The organism is Enhydrobacter aerosaccus, assembly GCF_900167455.1.
In the GTDB taxonomy this organism is placed as follows: domain Bacteria; phylum Pseudomonadota; class Alphaproteobacteria; order Reyranellales; family Reyranellaceae; genus Reyranella; species Reyranella aerosaccus.
In genome coordinates this window covers 1-17,639 of record NZ_FUWJ01000017.1, presented here as the reverse complement: position 1 = coordinate 17,639, position 17,639 = coordinate 1, and the positions used below count along the sequence as shown (strand labels likewise).

The window sequence follows — 17,639 nt, the reverse complement described above, 5'->3', positions numbered from 1 at the left end:
CTACTTCTTGCTGACGCCCCAGAACACGAACATCGGCGGCAGCGGATCTGGGAAGACGACATTATCCCGCGCTGCGCTCAACGAGTTCCATTCGCCGAGCGGGATGTGGGTGACGACCTTCATCGCTCGCGTCTGCGCCTCCTCTGCGGCGGCCTTGCGCTCGGCGTCCGTCGTTGCCTGAATGAACTTGTCGCGGATCTTCTCGATCTCGGCGTCGCACGGCCACCCTGGGCGGGCCTTGTCGCAGGTTGCCACGAGGTAGGGTGTCATCAGCGGATCGAGGATATCGATCTGCTGCCAGCTCGTGCCGAAGGCGTTCCAGCCGCCCTGTGACGTCGGACCCTTATTGGCCAGCCGACCGATCATGGTCTGCCAATCGGTCGGCTGGATGTCCACCTTGAAGCCGGCACGTTCGAGCTGAGCCTTGGCGACGGGCGCGAGCTGCTTGATGACGCCCAGATCGGTCGGCTGCGGAACCACAATAGGCGTGCCGTCGTAGCCCGCCTGGGCCAGAAGTTGCTTCGCCTTGGCGACGTTGCCTTCGATCAGCCCGTCCATTCCCGCCGTCGTGGCATAGGGCGAATCGCAGGTGAACATTGCCTTGCAGACCCGGTAGTAACGCTTGTCGCCGACATTGGCTTCGAGAAACTCGGGCTGGCTCAGCGCAAAGGCGACAGCCTGGCGGATCTTCTCGTTGTTGAAGGGCGGCTGGAGCCAGTTGAGCCGGAACACATACTGATTCACCACGGTGCTCTTCAGCACCTTCACACCCTTGGTCTTCTCGAGTTCCGATGCGTGATCGAAGTCGAGACTTTCGATGGCATCGATCTCGCCCTTCACCAGCGCGTTCACCTGCGTCTCGGGATCGGGAATCCACACCCATTCGACGCGGTCTAGATTGACCACCTTGCCGCCGGCCATGCCTGAGATCGATTCGGCGCGCGGCTTGTATTTCGGGTTCTTCACGAACACCATCTTCTCTCCAGGCTTCCATTCATCCCGCTTGAGGATGAAGGGACCCGAGCCGATCGTGCTGTCGATCTGCTTGAACGGATCAGTCTCGGCCACCTTCTTCGGCATCATGAAGGGAACAATAACCGAGGGCTTGCCGATCGCACTCAGCAGCGGGCCGAAGCGCTCCTTCAGCACGATCTGGAAGGTCTTGTCGTCGACGGCCTTGTATTCGGCCAGCACGGCGGCGAGCTTCTGTCCCATCGAATCGCGCGCCGACCAGCGCTTGAGCGAGGCGATACAGTCTTCAGACGTCACGGGCGTGCCGTCGTGCCATTCGAGCCCGTCACGCAGCTTGAAGGTCCAGGTCAGCCCGTCGTCGCTGGTGCTCCAGGTGTCGACCATCTGCGGCTTGACCTGGAACTTCGCGTCCATCGAAAACAGCGTGTCGTAGATCATGTAACCGAAGCCGCGCGTGATATAGGCGCCGCTCCAGATCGGATCGACCGCCTTCACGTCCGATTGCATCACCACCTTCAGGACGGTTTCGGCCGAGGCGGCGACCGGTCCCGCCGTGACCGCGAGCGCGGCCGCTACTGACATCAGGAAACGACGCATGAACTATCCCCCTCGACGACGCGTAGAAGATCGAGCTTACGTCGCTGTCGCGCTGATTAGCGAGGAGTGTTTGAGCCGACGAAAAATATCCTTCATCGGCTCCGCGTTTGACACGGTTTTTGCTAAGCCAGCGCCAGCTTGTAGACGCGCGTCGCCGTGCCGGAGAAGAGCGCCTTCTTTTCCGATGCCGAGGCATTGGCGGCCAGCCGCTTGAAGGCGTTCCACAGTACACCGAAGCCCGACGTGATCTTGTCGACCGGGAAATTGCTCTCGAACATGCAGCGCTCGGCGCCGAACAGCTCGATGCAGGTCTCGATCCACGGCTTGTAGGCCTTGGCCAGCGTCTCGGAACTCGGCGGCGAAGGCTGCTTGAAGAAGTCGTAGAGTCCAAGCGGCATGCCGAGACCACCGAGCTTGATGTTCATGTTCGGCCGCTTGGCCAGTTCGGCCATCGCCGCTTTCCACGTCCTGAAGGTCTCCTGATGATCCTCGTACGGACCGAAGCCCAGCGGTCCTCCGACATGGTCCAGCACCATCACGGTATCCGGGAACGCGGAGGCAAGGTCGGCCATCTCCTTGATTTGCGGATGGTACATCCAGCAATCGTAGGTGAGGCCGAGCTTGCCGATCTGGGCGAAGCCCTCGCGCCAGGTCTTGTCGTACATCAGCTTCTCGGCCGGATCGGTGCGGGCGCGCCGCACGCGCAGGTCGGCGTCCCAGCCGGTCGAGAAGCGGATTCCGGAGAAGCGCCGGCCGCCGGCGCGCATCTGCGCCTCCAGGACGTCGCGCACGCGGGCACCGATGCGCAGTTCGGCATGGCCGACGATGCCGTCGCAGGCGCGGGTCTTGCCGTACTGGCCGCTTGCGCTCATGGCGGCAACGCCGTTCACGAACTCGACCTCGCCGACCGCCTTCATCTCCTCCGGCCCGCTCGCCCGGAACATCGAGCCGCATTCGACGAAGACGGTGCCGACCACGTTGTGGCCCTCGTTGCAGTCGGCCAGGAGATCCGGCAGCAGGTAATGGTTGTTGGGTCGGTCCCAGAGGTGATGGTGTGGATCGACGATGGGCAGGTCGGGTTCCAGCGCCGGCTCCCTCACCTTCGCCACCCAGTCGAGGTCCGGATCGAGCACATTGCCGAACTTCGGCATCGGCCTTTCCTGCTGCTTCTCCGCCATCGCTTCCTCCGTTGTTGTTGTTCCTAAAGGACGGGCTGCTCCGCGATCATCGAGACATGCGCGGCGACCACTCTCCAACCGACATCGGGAAAGCGGACCCAGGTCTGCATCTGGCGTCCGGTCATCTCCCGGCCGCGCACCTTGTAGACGAGCGTGACGGTCGCGAAGTCGTGCCCCAGCGTAACGATATCGAGCCGCAGGCGCTTTTCCTTGTGGCCCGGCCCGGGCGGCCGCGCGACGCGGTGGGCATGGATGCGGTCGAAGCCGTAGCCATGCTCGTGGTTGGCAAGGCGGATCGTGTGCGGGCTGTTCCAGAACGTGTTGTCGAGCACCTCGACATTCCGGTCGATCAGTGCTTGCTCATAGCGCTCGAACAGGCCGGCGATCTCGGCAACGACCTCGGGAATGTTGGGCGTCAGGTCCCTCGCCGGCATTGGTCGGGTGGGCTCGGCCGCATTCATGCGCCGGCCGCCCGTTCCATCGCCTGCGCCACCGCGACCAGCGTCGCGTCGCTGCCGCGCGCCCCGATGATCGACAGCCCGACCGGCAGCCCGCCAACGGCCGCGCCCGGCAGGTTGACCTGCGGATGGCCGGCCAGGCCACCCTGTGCGCACAGGCAGGTGATACGGTCACGCAGCGGATCGAGCACCGACAGCGGCTGGCCGCGAAGCGGCGCCGGGAACGGCGTCGTCGGCAGACACAGGATCGTGCCCGCGGGCAGCAGGTAGCGCATGCGCCCACGCGCCTCCTGCCGCATCAGGGCGGCCCAGCTCTGCTCGGCCGGCGGCGTCAGCGAGCCCATGACCAGCGCCTTGGCGACCGAGAAGGCGAAGCGCGGATTGCCGGTGTCGAGCCAATCCTTGAACGTGTTGTAAGCCTCGACCGGCTGCAAGGTGCGCTGGGCTCGCGCCCACACTGAGAGGCCCTGCGGCGCCATGATCTCCTCCCGTACGCCGCCGATCACCATCGTCAGCCGTTCGACCATCGGCTTCAGCGCCTCGGCGACATCGGGATCGGCGAAGCCGAAGGCATCGACGGCAACGATCAGCTTGTTTGGCAGCGCGGTCGGGATCGCCTCGCCCAGCATCACCGACGAGACGCGGGCAAAGGTCGCTGCGTCGCGAGCGAACCAGCCCGTCGTATCGGAGGTCGGCGCCTGCGGCAGCATGCCTGTGGTGTCGATCCGACCATGCGTCGGCCGGATGCCGTAGAGGCCGCAGAAGCTCGACGGCACGCGTACTGAGCCCCCGGTATCGGTACCGAGCGCGGTGTCGCAGATCCCGGCCGCCACAGCGGCAGCCGATCCCGACGATGATCCGCCCGGCACGCGACCGGGCGCACGGACATTCACCGGTGTGCCGTCGAAGGCGTTCTCGCCCAAGATGCCCAGGGAGACTTCGTCGGTGATGGTCTTGCCGATCAGGGTGGCACCGGCATCGAGCAGCGTCTGCACTGCCCAGGAATGGCGCGTCGGCACCGGCCGGCCGGTCGGCCAGTCGTGGTTGCCGCCGCCCGTGGGCACCCCCGCCACGTCGAACAGATCCTTGGCCGCGAACGTCAGGCCGGACAGCGGTCCGCCAGGCTGACCCTCGATCCGCACGCGCGGCCCGGGAACGAATGCGCCGATATCTTCCGTCATGATCCCTCTTCTCGTCACGAGGATGCCCCCAACGCAAAAAGCCCGCCACAAGGGCGGGCTTTCGCTTTCGAGATGCGGGTAGGAAGCCCGATCAGCGGCTGTAGTACTCGACCACCAGCGACGGTTCCATTTGCACCGGATAGGGCACATCGGCCAGCTTCGGGCCCCGCACGAAGGTGCCCTTCATCGCGGTATGGTCGACATTCATGTATTCCGGCACATCGCGCTCGGGGCTCTGGATGGACTCGAGCACGCGGGCCATCTCCTTGGCCTTCGGCGTGAGTTCGATCTCGTCGTTGTCCTTCACGAGGTAGGACGCGATGTTGACGCGCCTGCCGTTCACCTTGACGTGGCCGTGGCTCACCAACTGGCGCGACGCGAACGGGGTGATGGCGAACTTCATGCGGTAGACGACCGCATCCAGCCGGCGCTCCAGCAGCTCGACCAGGTTCTCACCGGTATCGCCCTTGCGACGCACGGCCTCGAGGTAATAGCGGCGAAGCTGACGCTCCGAGACCGAGCCGTAGTAGCCCTTGAGCCGCTGCTTCGCCATCAACTGCAGGCGATAGTCGGTCGGCTTCTGGCGACCCTGGCCGTGCTGGCCGGGGCCGTATTCGCGCTTGTTGATCGGGCTCTTGGCTCGGCCCCACAGGTTGACCCTGAGGCGGCGGTCGATCTTGAACTTTGCATTCTCGCGCTTGCTCACGCGACTGCTCCATCATTGTGCGGCGCCGATTTGGCGTCCGCGCGTGTTGTCCGGATAGGCCTTGGTCCGAATCGCCGCCGTCACCGGCGGGCTGTTCGGGGCGGGATGAAGGCCCGAATTGGCCTGCAACCACGTTCTCCGGAAGAAGGGCGCGAAGATACCGGCGAAACTAGTGCAGTCAAGCGCAGGTTTATCGATCGAATTCAATGGTTTAGCCTGGCAACGAAGCAGAATCGTCCAGGTTGGCGGGTTTCCAGGCCGCTCATACGGCACTCATTGCGGAGAGGACGGGGGGCTGGACGCCTGTGGTCCGGGAAGAAAGGACTGTGGGTCACACCTCCACCAATACGACCTCATGGGTCACGTTGGCCGACTTCTTGATCATCGCGGTGGCGGAGCAATATTTCTCGTCGGACAGGCTCACTGCACGTTCGACGAGAGCCTTGTTCAGCTTGCGGCCACGCACCGTGTAGACCAGCTTGACCGAGGTGAAGACCTTGGGATGGTCTTCGGCACGCTCGGCGACGAGCGAGACCTCGACGCCCTCGATGTCCTGGCGCTGCTTCTTCAGCATCGACACCACGTCGATGGCGGTGCAGCCGCCCATTCCCATCAGCACCACCTCCATCGGCCGCGAGGCCAGGTTGCGGCCGCCGATGTCCGGCGCGCCGTCCATGGTGATGGTGTGCCCGCTGCCGCCCTCGGCGACGAACAGGGCGCCGTCGACCCAGGAGATCTTGGCGGTGGTGGACATGGTCACTCCTCGTGCTTGTGCTTGGACAGGAACTTGATGACGCCGTGGAAGGTCCTAGCCTCCTGCTCGGTCATCTCGGCGCGCTGCAGCAGGGCGCGCAGATTGAGCACCATGGCGGGACGCATGTCCTTGTGGCGCAGGAATCCCGACTGATCGAGCGCGCGTTCGAGGTGATCGAAGAGGTTCTGCAGCTCTTCCTTCGTGGCCGGCCGCGCCGCGTGATCGGCCATGCGCGCCGGCGGCGTCGCATCGCCGGCCGTCGCCCATTCATAGGACACCAGCAATACGGCCTGGGCCACATTGAGCGACGAGAATTGCGGATTGAGGGGAATCGAGAGCGCCGTATCGGCATGCACCATGTCGTCGTTCTCGAGGCCGGTCCGCTCCGGCCCGAACAGGACGCCGACATTGAGCCCCTGCCCGATCCAGCCCCGCATTTCCGAGGCAGCGGCGCGCGCCGTGACGATGCGCTGCACCAGTTCGCGGTTACGGGCAGTCGTGGCCACCACGTGCTCTAGATCGGCGACCGCCTCGCCGACCGTGTCGAACACTTCGGCGTTGTCCAGGACGACGTCGGCCCCCGAGGCGGCACGCTGGGCGCGCTCGTTGGGCCAACCGTCGCGCGGTGCGACCAGGCGCAGCGTCGACAGCCCGCAATTGAGCATGGCCCGCGCCGCCATGCCGATATTCTCGCCCAGCTGCGGCCGCACCATGATGATGACCGGCCCCGGCGCAGCGGCCGGCCGTCCCTTCGACGCTCGTCCCATGGCCGGCCTTATAGGAGATAAACCCCGCGCTGGGGAGCCGATGTCAGCGACGCGTCGGCACGGCCAGCATGGCCTGCCGGCGCATGAAGAACAGCAGCGGGATGAAGATCACCGTCGCCGCCCCCAGGATGCGGAAATCGTTGAGATAGGCGATGGTCGCCGCCTGGCGGGTGAGTTCCTCGGACCACATGGCGACCAGCTTGGACGGATCGTCGGTCGGCACCAGGCCGAACGGCCATGAGCCGCCGAACGGCATCATGTAGTCGAGCAGCCGGGAGCGATCGACCGGAATGCCGTGCTCCATCGGCGTGGTGCCCAACCGCCAGAACGGGTTGAAGGCCGTCAGATGCTCGGCCATCTCGGACCGGCTGATCTGGATGTTGCGGCTGAGCGTCGCCTCCAGCACGGCGACACCGACCGAAGCGCCGAGATTGCGCATCAGCGCATTGATCGCCGCGCCTTCCGTGCGGATGCGCGCGGGAATGGTGGCGAAGGCAAGGGTGGTGAGCGGCGGAAAGATCAGGCCGAGTCCCAGCCCCTGCAGGAACCCGTTCCAGACCACGCGGCCTTCATCGACGTCGAGGGTGAACTGGGTCATGTCGTAGAGCGAGATGCCGCACAGGCTCAGGCCAATGGCGATCAGCCAGCGCGCGTCCATGCGGCCGATCAGGCGCGACACGAGGAACATGGTGAGCATGGTGCCGACGCCGCGCGGCGCCATCACCACGCCGGTCGTGAACACCGGATAGCCCTTGAGCTGCTGCAGGAACGGCGGCAGCAGCGTCGCGGTCACGATCATCAGCAGGCCGGTGATGGCCGTGAAGATGATGCCCAGCATCAGGTTGCGGTCGCGGAACAGGTCGCGCGGCAGGAACGGATGGTCGTCCGACAGCATGTGGATCACGAACATGCAGGCGGCGACACCCGCCACCACCGCCTCGATCACGATCTCGCGCGCACCGAACCAGTCGATCTGCTCGCCGCGATCGAGCATGAGCTGGAACGTACCGATGGCGATCGACAACAGCGTGAAACCCAGCAGGTCGAACGGCCGGCGCGAATCGGCGGCCTTGTTCTTGACCAGGATCATCAGCCCGACAGTGCACAGAATGCCTACCGGCAGGTTGATGTAGAACACCCATCGCCAGGAATATTCATCGGTCAGCCAGCCGCCCAGCGTCGGGCCGGTGATGGGGCCGAGCATGGTGCCGACGCCCCACATCGCCATCGCCTTGCCCTGCTCCTCGCGGCGATAGGCCTCCATCATCAGTGTCTGGCTGAGCGGCACCAGGGAGGCGCCGCAGACGCCCTGCAGAGCCCGAAACAGCACCAGCTGCTCAAGCGTCTGGGCGGCGCCACACAGCATGGAGGCGATGGTGAAGCCGATCACCGAACTCACCAGGATGCGCCGCACGCCGAACCGCACGGCGCAGAAACCGGCCAGCGGCGTCGCGATCGCGGCCGACACGATATAGGAGGTGATCACCCAGGCGACCTGCTCCTGGGTTGCCGACAGCGAGCCTTGCATGTTGGGCAACGCCACGTTGGCGATGGTGCCGTCGAGCGCCTGCATGATCGTGGCCATCATCACCACGACGGTCAGCCAGCGGCGGCGGCGCAGCGCGTCGGCGTCCATCACGCCCTCACAGGCCAAAGGCCTTCAGAATATCCCTGAACGAACGCTCGTGACCGGTATCGATCTCGATGGTGGTGCTCATGCCGACCCGCAGCGGCGGATCGCCCTCGCGGCAGGTGACCGAGGTGCGGATCGGGATGCGCTGCACCACCTTGACCCAGTTGCCGGTCGCATTCTGCGGCGGCAGCACGGCGAATTCCGCGCCGGTCGCCTGGGACATCGACGTCACCTTCCCGCTGCATTGCATGTCGGGATAAGTGTCCACCTGGATCGAGACCGGCTGGCCGACGCGCACGCGCGTCAGCTCGGTCTCCTTGAAATTGGCCTCGATCCACAGGTCGGTGTCGGCGATCACGGCGATCGAGGGTACGCCCATGATCGCGAAGCTGCCCGGCACCAGCACCTTCTGCACGATGCCATCCATCGGCGCTACGATCATGGTGCGACGCAGGTTGAGCAACGCCTCGTCGCGAGCGGCGATGAGCTGCCTGACCTTCGGATGGTCATCGACCTTGATCTTGGGATCGCCCGCGAGGCCCGCCTCGATGCGGGTGAGATCCTCTTCCGCAGTCGAGATGCGCTGGCGCGCCACGTCGAGCGACATGCGCGCCTCATCGAACTTGGCCACCGAGGCGAACTTGCGTTCGGCCAGATCCTTCTGGCGATCGTAGTCGGCTTGCGCGAACACCTCTTGGCTGCGCGCCGCCTTGATTTCCTCGCGCTTGCTGCGCCATTGCGCGCGCAAGGCGCGGATGTCGGCACGGGCCGATTCGATCTCGGAGTCGATCTTGGCGAGCTGGATACGGTAGGGGGTGTCGTCCAGCTTGTAGAGCAGCTGGCCACGCGAAACGTGCTGGTTCTCACGCACCGGCACCTCGACGATGGGGCCGCTGATCTCAGTGGCGATGAAAGCCCGATCGCCCTTCACATAGGCGTTGTCGGTGCCGACATAGCGCCCGGTGCTCAGCCAGATGAACAGCGCGCCGCCAGCGACGAGGAACGGAAGAGCCCACATCACGGCGCGCGCCGCAAGGCGCCGCCCCGTCCGCGGCCCGCGCGGCACATGTGGCGGTGCAACCGTGATCGGCGGCGGTGACGACACCTGCGCCGGTATGTGTTCTCCATCCATTGTTAGTATCGTCTTACCGACTTATGACAGCGTCAACAAAAGGCGCGTCATGGCTGCTAGTTTACAGTGTCGGTATTGTCGGCCGTACCGGTTATACCCCGCCGGGCCGCACCGCTCAGGCCGAAGCGGCTCTCTCCGTCGCCGGTGTCGCGCCGTCGCGGAACAGCTTGTAGGTGATGGCGTCGTAGAGCGCGTTGTAGGAGGCGTCGACGATGTTGGGCGAGACGCCGATGGTCGACCAGCGCCGGCCCTTGGCGTCGCCGCTCTCGATCATGACGCGCGTCGTCGCCGCCGTGCCGCCAGCGGAATCGAGGATACGCACCTTGAAGTCGACCAGGCGCATATCGGCCAGCTCGGGATAGACCGGCACCAAGGCCTTTCGCAGCGCAGCATCGAGCGCGTTGACGGGACCGTTGCCCTCGCCCACTTCCATCGCCCGGTGACCCGCCACGTCGAGTTTCACCGTCGCCTCCGACATGGCGATAAGCTGGCCCCGCGCATTCACGCGCCGCTCCACCAGCACGCGGAAGCTCTGCAGGGCGAAGTAGTCCGGCACGGTGTGCAGCTCGTGCCGCGCCAGCAGCTCGAAGCTCGCGTCGGCACCATCATAGGCATAGCCCTCGGCCTCGCGCTCCTTGACGATCTCCAGCAGGCGGGCGACGGCGGGATCTTTGGGGTCGACCTCCAGCCCGATCTGGCGGAATCGCGCCATGATGTTGGAGCGGCCGGCCTGGTCGCTGACGACGATGATGCGCTGGTTGCCGACCATCTCGGGGTCGACGTGCTCGTAGGTCTTGGGATCCTTCTCCACCGCCGAGACATGCAGCCCGCCTTTGTGGGCGAAGGCGCGCGTTCCGACGTAAGCCGCGCTGCGGTTGGTCGGCACGTTCAGGCGGTCGTCGAGCAGGCGCGACAGATGCGTCAGGCGCTGCAGCGCGCCGTCTTTCAATCCGGTCTCGTAGCCCATCTTGATCACTAGGTTGGCGATCAGCGAGATCATGTTGGCATTGCCGCAGCGCTCGCCCAGCCCATTGATGGTGCCCTGGACCTGGCGCGCGCCGGCGCGCACGGCGGCCAGCGTGTTGGCCACGGCGTTCTCGGTGTCGTTGTGGGTGTGGATGCCGATCTTCTCGCCGGGGATCCTGGCGCATACCTCGCCGACGATGCGCTCGATCTCGTGCGGCATCGTCCCGCCGTTGGTGTCGCACAGCACCAGCCAGCGCGCGCCGGCCTTTTCGGCGGCGTGCAGGCAGGCAAGCGCATAGTCCGGATTGGCCTTGTAGCCGTCGAAGAAATGCTCGGCGTCGAACATCACTTCGTCCATGCGGCCCTTCGCGTGGGCGATGGAGTCGGCGATCATCTCGAGATATTCGGTGCGGTCGAGTTCGAGCGCGACGTCGACATGGAAGTCCCAGGTCTTGCCGACCATGCAGACATTGCGCGCCTTGGTCTGCAGGATGGCATTCAGTCCCGGATCGTTGGCGGCCGAGCGGCCGGCGCGACGGGTCATGCCGAAGGCGACGAACTTGGCGTTCTGGAATTCCGGAGGATCGGCGAAGAAGCGATCGTCGGTCGGATTGGCGCCCGGCCAGCCGCCCTCGATATAGTCGATGCCGAGACGATCGAGTTCGCGGGCAATCGCCACCTTGTCCGCCACGGTGAAATCCACGCCCTGGGTCTGGGCGCCGTCGCGCAGGGTGGTGTCGAAGAGATAGAGGCGGTTCGAGCTCGTCATGGCGGCCGCATCATAGTGTCCGCCATCGATAAAGATAGGCCGTCACTTCGGCGCGGCGTCAGGCTTGCCCGCCGGCTCGAAGCGCGGTTGGTAGGAGGAACCGAGCTTCTTCGCCTGCTCGGCATTGGTGAGCGCCACCTGCCGGATCTCCTCCAGGTCGGGATAGTCGGTCGGCAGATTGCTGACGAAGCACGCCGCGATGCAGGAAGCGGCTTCGTACGAGGCTCGGGTCGTCCCCGCCTGGGCAGTGGCAATGTAGCCACCGCATTGGGCCGCTTGCTGGCAGTGCTCGCCCAGGAAGGTGGCGGCCTGCTGCTTCTGCGCCTCGGACCAGGAGCTGTAGCTGCCCGATGGCATGCCCTGGGCAAAAGCGGGCGCCGCCACCAACAGGACCGCGGTCGCACCGGCCGACAGCAAGGCTTGGATCGTCGTTCTCATGCTCCCCTTTCCATTCCCACGTCCCGAAACGGGCGCGACCCTACAGCGATCATGGTCACGGGAGAATCGCAGAATGACAGGTCCGGCGGTCGGTTGCGTCCCGCGTGGCCGGCCGCTCATAGTGCGACCTCCATCGAACGAGACGGAGGAAACTGTCCATGACCAGCGGCACCACCATCGTCGAGCTGCGATCGACCCTGCTGCAGGTACCGTGGCACGGAAAGCCGCCGGCGGCGGGTATCCTCTCCGATCCGTTCCGCGAGATCTATGTGCTGGAGATCGAGACCGGGGACGGTTTCGTCGGCATGAGCTACCTTCAGCCGCTGCGCGGCGGATTGCACACCATCGATGCCGCGATGAAGGAACTGGTTGCCCCGCACGTCCTCGGCCGTGATGCAACCGAGATCGAGGCGATCTGGACCCAGCTCTACAAGTCCAACTTCTGGCTTGGCCGCATGGGCGTCACGGTCTTCGCCCAGAGCGCCGTCGACATGGCGCTATGGGATCTGCTGGGCAAGCATGCCGGCCTGCCGCTGTTCCGGCTGTGGGGCGCGTCGCGCAGCAGCGTGCCGGCCTACGGCTCGGGCTGCTTCCGCGGCCTTGGCCGCGACGGCATGATCGCCCGCGCCAAGGAATTCACGGCGATGGGGCTGAAGGCGATCAAGATGCAGGTCGCGCACATCAGGCCGTGGCGCGAGGACGTGAAGAACGTCCAGGCGATGCGCGAGGCGATGGACGACGGCATCGAGATCATGATCGACGTCAACATGGGCTGGGACGCCGACACCGCGATCCAGGCCGGCCATCGCCTCGACGAGTTCGATCCCTACTGGCTGGAGGAGCCGGTGATCGCCGAGGATTTCGCCGGTTACCGCCGCATCGCATCAGCGCTCAAGACGCGCATCGTGGGCGGGGAGAGCCATTTCACGCGGCAAGACCTCCGGCCCTTTTTCGAGACGCCGTGCGTGCCGATCCTGCAGCCCGATCCGATGCGCGGCGGCTACACCGAGTTGCGCAAGATCGCCGCCGCGGCCGAGCCATGGGGCATCCGCCTCGCCCCGCACCTGTTCCACGAGCAGATGGTGCATCTGCTGGCCTCGATCCCCAATGCCAGCTACCTCGAATACATGGATTGGAACGACGACTTGTGGCTCGAGCCGATCCTGCCGGCGAAAGACGGCACGATGACGCCGCCCGAACGACCCGGCCATGGCCTCGCCTTCAAGCCCGAGATCCTGAAGTCCCATCGCATCGGCGGGCAAAGGATGAGGGCGTGAGCGCTGGGATTGATGCTCGCGGTCGCCTTGCCGCGATCCTGCTGGTGATCGCGCTCGCCGCAGGCTTCGTCTGTTCGGCGCAGGCACAGACTCTGACGCTCGCGGACCGACAGGCATCGAAGACGTTTGCACTGCAGGTCCTCCTTGCCGATCCCGCCGTGCGGCAAGTCACGATCGCGGAGGATCCGGTCTATCACCGCAGCATGACCTATCGGGCGATTCCGATGGCCGATTTCCTCAAGGGATTGACCATCGGCGACGACGACTACGTACAGGCGCGCGCGGTCGACAACTTCTCGGTCAGCATCCCGGCCCGCCTGCTCAAAGGGGGTGCCGGTTCCGACGCACGGGCCTACCTGGCCATCGACGATCCCGCCAGCCCCTGGCCGCCCTTGCCCGGCAAAGCGGACGGAAAGAGCGCCGGCCCCTTCTCGATCGTCTGGCAGATAGGCGGCAAGGCCGATGTGAGCAGCGAATACTGGGCCTACCAGCTAGTGGCGCTGACCGTCACCGACAGCCCTTTCAAGCGCTGGCCGGGCCTTGCCGTCGCGGACAGCGTGCCGGCAGCCGATCCCATCCGGCGCGGCCTCGACCGGTTCGTGGTCGTCTGCATGGCCTGCCATCGCTTCGGCGGCGCCGGTGAAGCCGACCAGGGACCCGACCTCGCAGTGCCCATGAATCCGGTCGACTACTTCAAGCCCGAGGCACTTCGCAAGCTGTTGCGCGATCCCGCCTCGGTGCGCACCTGGCCGGAGCAGAAGATGCCCGCCTTCGGCCCCGACACCCTGCCCGACGACGACATCGACGCCATCGTGGCCTGGCTCGCCTACAAGGCACGTGAAAGGAAATGACCTCTGCAACTGCCGCTTGATGCAGGTCAAGGATCGGCGACACTGGTCAGTCGAAGTTCGGCCGGAACCGAGGACGGGAGAAGACGATGCTTGCCAAGGATGTGATGTCGGTTGGCGTTATGTCCGTGAAATCCGACGCGACGATCCTGGATACCGCTGCCCTGATGGTCAGGCTGGGCGTCAGCGCCCTGCCGGTACTGGATGGCGACGGCCTGATGCTGGGCATCGTCACGGAGGCCGATCTGATGCCGTTCGCTGCGCTGGAGCCCGCCCCGAACGGCAGTGCCGGCGGCGTACTGCGCAGCCGACGCGTCACGGAGGTGATGACCCGGGATGTCATCAGCGTCGAGGAGGACACGCCGCTCAAGGACATTGTCGCGTTGATGACCGCCAAGAACATCAAGCGCGTCCCCGTCCGACGCGGCAAGGCCATCGTCGGCATGCTGAGTCGCATGGACCTCATGCGCGCAATCGCAATCCAAGGTGGCGCGACCGAAACCCGGCCGCTTGTTGCCGAAGACAAGGATCTGCGCGCGACAGTGTTTCACGCCTTGCGCGGCCGCAGCTGGTCCAACGCGATGAATTTCGATGTCGCGGTGGACCGAGGCGACGTGCACCTGTGGGGCGTGATCTCCTCGGAGGAAGAGCACCTCGCCTACCGCAAGGCGGCGGAGGCCGTTCCCGGCGTGAAGAGCGTGGTCTCGCACATGCACGTCTCGGGAATCATTGTACCGGCGCGCAGCTGATCGGATCTGCCGATCGGCAGGAGACATGACCTCGTCGCTCCGCTAGCGTGCGCGTCGCCAATAGCGGCGGCAAACGCGTTCCGACTGGCCATTCGATGACCCGCAAGCTGTTCTGGGAAGATCCCTATCGCACGAGCCTTGGCACCACCGTATCGGCTGTGCGCGGCGACGAGGTACGACTGGAGTCCACGATCTTCTTCGCCTTCTCTGGCGGCCAGGAAAGCGATGCCGGGACCATCGGCGGCATTCCGGTCGCGGAAGCGCGCAAGGATGGCCTCGATATCGTCTATCGCCTGGCGCAGGAACACCGGCTCTCGCAAGGAGACTCGGTCGATGTGCTGATCGACTGGCCGCGCCGCTACGGCCTGATGCGTCATCACTTCGCCGCCGAGATGGTTCTCCAGCTGGTCTACCGACGGATGCCTGGTATCGTCCGCATCGGCGCCCATGTCTCGGCCGAGAAGGCCCGCATCGATTTCGCGTGCGACCAATCCCTGTCCGGAATCGATTCCGAGCTCGAGCAGCAGGCCAACGTCCTCGTTCAGGCGGATCGGCCCATCGTCGCCGGATTCAGCGACGAGCCGAACCAACGTCGCTACTGGCGCGTGGATGGATTTGCCGAGATGGCCTGCGGCGGAACCCATCCCCGATCGACCGGCGAGGTCGGTATGGTCAGGGTCAAGCGGCGCAATCCCGGCAAGGGCCGCGAAAGATTGGAAATCTCCGCTTTCTGACGCCTGAGATCCTTCGCCGGCAAGCAGCGCTATTGGCCCCGGGCACGCTTGGCCATACTGTCGTCACGCTGCGGTGCCTTCTCCTGGCGGTGCTCCCTTCAAGGAAGCTCGACGTGACATCTTCCCGGGATCTCATCCAATGCGACCGGCATTGACGCTTCTGGTCGTTGCGACCGGCCTGGCCCTGGCGACTGTCCTGTTGCAGCCGGCAGTGGTTCACGCTGAACCGCCCGGCGCCACCGGCGTAGGTCACGACGCAAACACCAAGGCCGCCGCCACCACACCGGAGCCGAAAGACTCACGGCCCTCGGTCGACAAGATCTGCAGTGCGCTCGCACAGGCGGCGGCCGACAACGATCTTCCCGAGGAGTTCTTCACCCGGCTCATCTGGCAGGAGAGTCGCTTCGACTCAGGCGCGATCAGCCCTGCCGGCGCACAAGGCATCGCGCAGTTCATGCCTCAAACCGCCGCGATGCGCGGGCTCACCAATGCCTTCGAGCCGCTGCAGGCGCTGCGCGAGTCGGCGAGTTACCTGCGCGAGCTGCGCACGACGTTCCGCGGCAATCTCGGTCTGGCTGCGGCCGCCTACAATGCCGGCCCGGGCCAGGTCGAAGCCTGGCTCGCCGGCCGCCGGCTGCTGCCGGGCGAGACCCAGGCCTACGTCCGCATCGTCACAGGCCACACTGCGGAAGCCTGGACCTTGCAGCCGCCACCGCAGGTGGAGAGCTCGAACGCGCCGATGGGCGCGCGCTGCACTGAACTCGCCAAGCTGATGCTCGAGAACGCACAGCACCGTCTCGCCCTGACGTCCAGCCCGGCCTGGGGCCCCTGGGGCGTCCAACTTGCCGGCAACTGGTCGGAAGGAGCCGTCCTCGCCACTTACGAGCGGCTGCGACGGAAATACGACGCCATTCTCGGCGACCGGCTGCCGCTTGTTCTGCAGGCGCGCCGACACGACCTTCCGACATTCGCGGTCCGGGTGTCTGAAAACAGCCGTGCGGCCGCGGACGCGCTATGCACCAAGCTGCAGGCGGCCGGTGGTGCCTGCGTCGTCCTGCGAAATCCGCGCGACTAGGAGGTTACTGCGACCGCCCCTCCGTGCGCAGCGAAGCCGCAAAGAGAGGGTGCGTGTCGTCTCGGCTCGAACCGGCGAAAAGCGGGCGGGCAATCTCGACGACAGCCGACAGCGAATGCCACCAGTTGCTCGCTCCTCGATTCGAATGCCTGTCGTTTAATTTTTGCTTCGCAATACGCCGGTAGGCTGTTGCAGTGAAGTCACGCTCGCGGGCAGATACACTTATAAGTTTATGAACCGTATACAATTTCTCCAATCGATGGTTCATAGTGTGTGCACGGGCGACGGCCCGGCGTTGTATATGTACGGGAGATAATTATGAAGCGCTTTTTGATGTCCGCTGCGGTGGTGGCGGCGTTACCGGTCGCGGCGCAAGCGCAGTCGCTGCAATCTCAGGGCTTCTATATCGGTGCCGAAGGCGGCCTGAATTGGATGCTCAACAACTCCTTCACGACGACGCTTTCCATCCCCGGGGTCTTCTCGGGTAGCGGCACGACCAACTCTGCGCCCGCGACTGGCTGGGCCGCCGGCGGCATGATCGGCTATGACTTCGTCGGGCCGCGCGTCGAGATCGAGGCGCTGTATCGCGACAACAAGTCCACGATCACGGAGAACGGCATTCCGGGAACCCTCGGCGCCGATTTCAACCAGACCTCGATCATGGCCAACGTCCTCTACGACTTCATGGCCGGCCAGACGATCACACCCTATATCGGTGCCGGCGCCGGCATCGCCTTCACCAACTTCTCGCTCTCCGGCCTCTCCAGCAGCAGCACGGCATTCGCCTATCAGGGCATCATCGGTGTGGGCTGGAACATCAACGAACAGCTTCGCCTGAACCTGGATGGCCGCTACTTCGGCACCACCAACCCGAACTACAGCTTCTCGGGCAATGTCGCGGGCTTCCCCGCCACCCTGAGCGGCAGTTACCCCAACAACAACTTCAGCGTCATGGCGAGCCTGCAGTACAAGTTCGGTTCGCCCGCCGTCGCCGCCCCGCCACCGGCGGCGCCGTCGGTCACGGCCCCGTCCTTCATGGTGTTCTTCGATTGGGATCGCGCCAATCTCTCGGCGCAGGCTCTGAGCACGATCAAGCAGGCGGCTGACGTCTACAAGACCAAGGGCAATGCCCGCATCACGGCGACCGGCCACACCGACACGTCGGGCCCGGAGAGCTACAACATGGCGCTGTCGCTGCGTCGTGCGAATGCGGTCAAGGACGCTCTGGTGCGCAACGGCGTGCCGGCCACGGCGATCTCGGTCGTCGGCAAGGGCGAGCAGGGCCTCCTGGTCCCGACCGCCGACGGTGTCCGCGAGCCGCAGAACCGCCGCGTCGTGATCGAGATCCAGTAATCTCGACCTGATCGAAACGAAGAAGGCGGCCCTCCCGGGCCGCCTTTTTTGT

17 protein-coding genes are annotated in these 17,639 nt (G+C 65.2%); 6 read left to right on the top strand and 11 right to left on the bottom strand.

Going from position 1 to position 17,639, the window contains the following annotated elements; all coding sequences use genetic code 11:
- The 11 genes from B5D62_RS30625 to B5D62_RS30575 form a co-directional block, all read right to left on the bottom strand.
- Positions 1 to 1,569, bottom strand: coding sequence for an ABC transporter substrate-binding protein (locus tag B5D62_RS30625; RefSeq protein ID WP_085937893.1), 1,569 nt, complete (start codon positions 1,567 to 1,569; stop codon positions 1 to 3).
- Between the two features lie 122 nt (positions 1,570 to 1,691).
- Complete coding sequence (locus B5D62_RS30620; RefSeq protein WP_085937892.1) at positions 1,692 to 2,747, bottom strand: amidohydrolase family protein; 1,056 nt, start codon at positions 2,745 to 2,747, stop codon at positions 1,692 to 1,694.
- A gap of 23 nt (positions 2,748 to 2,770) precedes the next feature.
- Entirely contained in the window at positions 2,771 to 3,181 is a 411-nt protein-coding gene (locus tag B5D62_RS30615; protein WP_218191389.1) for an AtzH-like domain-containing protein, read from the bottom strand.
- 23 nt (positions 3,182 to 3,204) lie between these two features.
- Positions 3,205 to 4,386, bottom strand: coding sequence for an amidase (locus tag B5D62_RS30610; protein WP_085937891.1), 1,182 nt, complete (start codon positions 4,384 to 4,386; stop codon positions 3,205 to 3,207).
- A 91-nt stretch (positions 4,387 to 4,477) separates the two neighbouring features.
- On the bottom strand, positions 4,478 to 5,092 hold the full coding sequence (rpsD, locus tag B5D62_RS30605; RefSeq protein ID WP_085937890.1) for a 30S ribosomal protein S4: 615 nt from the start codon (positions 5,090 to 5,092) through the stop codon (positions 4,478 to 4,480).
- A gap of 331 nt (positions 5,093 to 5,423) precedes the next feature.
- Positions 5,424 to 5,846, bottom strand: a complete 423-nt coding sequence (locus B5D62_RS30600; protein WP_085937889.1) for an OsmC family protein — start codon at positions 5,844 to 5,846, stop codon at positions 5,424 to 5,426.
- A gap of 2 nt (positions 5,847 to 5,848) precedes the next feature.
- A complete protein-coding gene (locus B5D62_RS30595; RefSeq protein WP_085937888.1) occupies positions 5,849 to 6,613 on the bottom strand; it encodes an RNA methyltransferase in 765 nt (254 codons plus the stop codon).
- 43 nt (positions 6,614 to 6,656) lie between these two features.
- Positions 6,657 to 8,249, bottom strand: a complete 1,593-nt coding sequence (locus tag B5D62_RS30590) for a DHA2 family efflux MFS transporter permease subunit (protein ID WP_085937887.1) — start codon at positions 8,247 to 8,249, stop codon at positions 6,657 to 6,659.
- 7 nt (positions 8,250 to 8,256) lie between these two features.
- The gene (locus tag B5D62_RS30585; protein WP_085937886.1) at positions 8,257 to 9,378 is read right to left on the bottom strand and encodes an HlyD family secretion protein; all 1,122 of its coding nucleotides are present in this window, start codon (positions 9,376 to 9,378) and stop codon (positions 8,257 to 8,259) included.
- A 115-nt stretch (positions 9,379 to 9,493) separates the two neighbouring features.
- On the bottom strand, positions 9,494 to 11,113 hold the full coding sequence (gene cimA, locus B5D62_RS30580; RefSeq protein ID WP_085937885.1) for a citramalate synthase: 1,620 nt from the start codon (positions 11,111 to 11,113) through the stop codon (positions 9,494 to 9,496).
- Positions 11,114 to 11,155: 42 nt separating this feature from the next.
- Complete coding sequence (locus B5D62_RS30575; protein WP_085937884.1) at positions 11,156 to 11,551, bottom strand: hypothetical protein; 396 nt, start codon at positions 11,549 to 11,551, stop codon at positions 11,156 to 11,158.
- A gap of 158 nt (positions 11,552 to 11,709) precedes the next feature.
- On the opposite strand from B5D62_RS30575, the gene B5D62_RS30570 reads away from it, so the two are divergent.
- The 6 genes from B5D62_RS30570 (at position 11,710) to B5D62_RS30545 (ending at position 17,587) form a co-directional block, all read left to right on the top strand.
- Positions 11,710 to 12,828 carry a mandelate racemase/muconate lactonizing enzyme family protein gene (locus B5D62_RS30570; RefSeq protein WP_085937883.1) on the top strand — a complete coding sequence of 373 codons (1,119 nt, stop codon included), beginning with the start codon at positions 11,710 to 11,712 and terminating at the stop codon, positions 12,826 to 12,828.
- A gap of 44 nt (positions 12,829 to 12,872) precedes the next feature.
- A complete protein-coding gene (locus tag B5D62_RS30565) occupies positions 12,873 to 13,679 on the top strand; it encodes a cytochrome c (RefSeq protein WP_139374184.1) in 807 nt (268 codons plus the stop codon).
- 86 nt (positions 13,680 to 13,765) lie between these two features.
- Positions 13,766 to 14,425: a BON domain-containing protein gene (locus B5D62_RS30560; protein ID WP_085937881.1), complete on the top strand. Its 660-nt coding sequence runs from the start codon at positions 13,766 to 13,768 to the stop codon at positions 14,423 to 14,425.
- 95 nt (positions 14,426 to 14,520) lie between these two features.
- The gene (locus B5D62_RS30555; RefSeq protein ID WP_085937976.1) at positions 14,521 to 15,159 is read left to right on the top strand and encodes an alanyl-tRNA editing protein; all 639 of its coding nucleotides are present in this window, start codon (positions 14,521 to 14,523) and stop codon (positions 15,157 to 15,159) included.
- Positions 15,160 to 15,298: 139 nt separating this feature from the next.
- Entirely contained in the window at positions 15,299 to 16,234 is a 936-nt protein-coding gene (locus B5D62_RS30550) for a lytic transglycosylase domain-containing protein (protein ID WP_085937880.1), read from the top strand.
- 318 nt (positions 16,235 to 16,552) lie between these two features.
- Positions 16,553 to 17,587, top strand: a complete 1,035-nt coding sequence (locus B5D62_RS30545; protein ID WP_085937879.1) for an OmpA family protein — start codon at positions 16,553 to 16,555, stop codon at positions 17,585 to 17,587.
- The last annotated feature ends 52 nt before the right edge of the window (positions 17,588 to 17,639 follow it).

What these genes read in the sequence shown, in the direction of transcription:
- B5D62_RS30625 (WP_085937893.1), bottom strand. Translation starts at nt 1,569, where the DNA reads ATGCGTCGTTTCCTGATGTCAGTAGCGGCCGCGCTCGCGGTCACGGCG.
- B5D62_RS30620 (WP_085937892.1), bottom strand. Translation starts at nt 2,747, where the DNA reads ATGGCGGAGAAGCAGCAGGAAAGGCCGATGCCGAAGTTCGGCAATGTG.
- B5D62_RS30615 (WP_218191389.1), bottom strand. Translation starts at nt 3,181, where the DNA reads ATGCCGGCGAGGGACCTGACGCCCAACATTCCCGAGGTCGTTGCCGAG.
- B5D62_RS30610 (WP_085937891.1), bottom strand. Translation starts at nt 4,386, where the DNA reads ATGACGGAAGATATCGGCGCATTCGTTCCCGGGCCGCGCGTGCGGATC.
- B5D62_RS30600 (WP_085937889.1), bottom strand. Translation starts at nt 5,846, where the DNA reads ATGTCCACCACCGCCAAGATCTCCTGGGTCGACGGCGCCCTGTTCGTC.
- B5D62_RS30595 (WP_085937888.1), bottom strand. Translation starts at nt 6,613, where the DNA reads ATGGGACGAGCGTCGAAGGGACGGCCGGCCGCTGCGCCGGGGCCGGTC.
- B5D62_RS30590 (WP_085937887.1), bottom strand. Translation starts at nt 8,249, where the DNA reads ATGGACGCCGACGCGCTGCGCCGCCGCCGCTGGCTGACCGTCGTGGTG.
- B5D62_RS30585 (WP_085937886.1), bottom strand. Translation starts at nt 9,378, where the DNA reads ATGGATGGAGAACACATACCGGCGCAGGTGTCGTCACCGCCGCCGATC.
- cimA (WP_085937885.1), bottom strand. Translation starts at nt 11,113, where the DNA reads ATGACGAGCTCGAACCGCCTCTATCTCTTCGACACCACCCTGCGCGAC.
- B5D62_RS30575 (WP_085937884.1), bottom strand. Translation starts at nt 11,551, where the DNA reads ATGAGAACGACGATCCAAGCCTTGCTGTCGGCCGGTGCGACCGCGGTC.
- B5D62_RS30570 (WP_085937883.1), top strand. Translation starts at nt 11,710, where the DNA reads ATGACCAGCGGCACCACCATCGTCGAGCTGCGATCGACCCTGCTGCAG.
- B5D62_RS30560 (WP_085937881.1), top strand. Translation starts at nt 13,766, where the DNA reads ATGCTTGCCAAGGATGTGATGTCGGTTGGCGTTATGTCCGTGAAATCC.
- B5D62_RS30555 (WP_085937976.1), top strand. Translation starts at nt 14,521, where the DNA reads ATGACCCGCAAGCTGTTCTGGGAAGATCCCTATCGCACGAGCCTTGGC.
- B5D62_RS30550 (WP_085937880.1), top strand. Translation starts at nt 15,299, where the DNA reads ATGCGACCGGCATTGACGCTTCTGGTCGTTGCGACCGGCCTGGCCCTG.
- B5D62_RS30545 (WP_085937879.1), top strand. Translation starts at nt 16,553, where the DNA reads ATGAAGCGCTTTTTGATGTCCGCTGCGGTGGTGGCGGCGTTACCGGTC.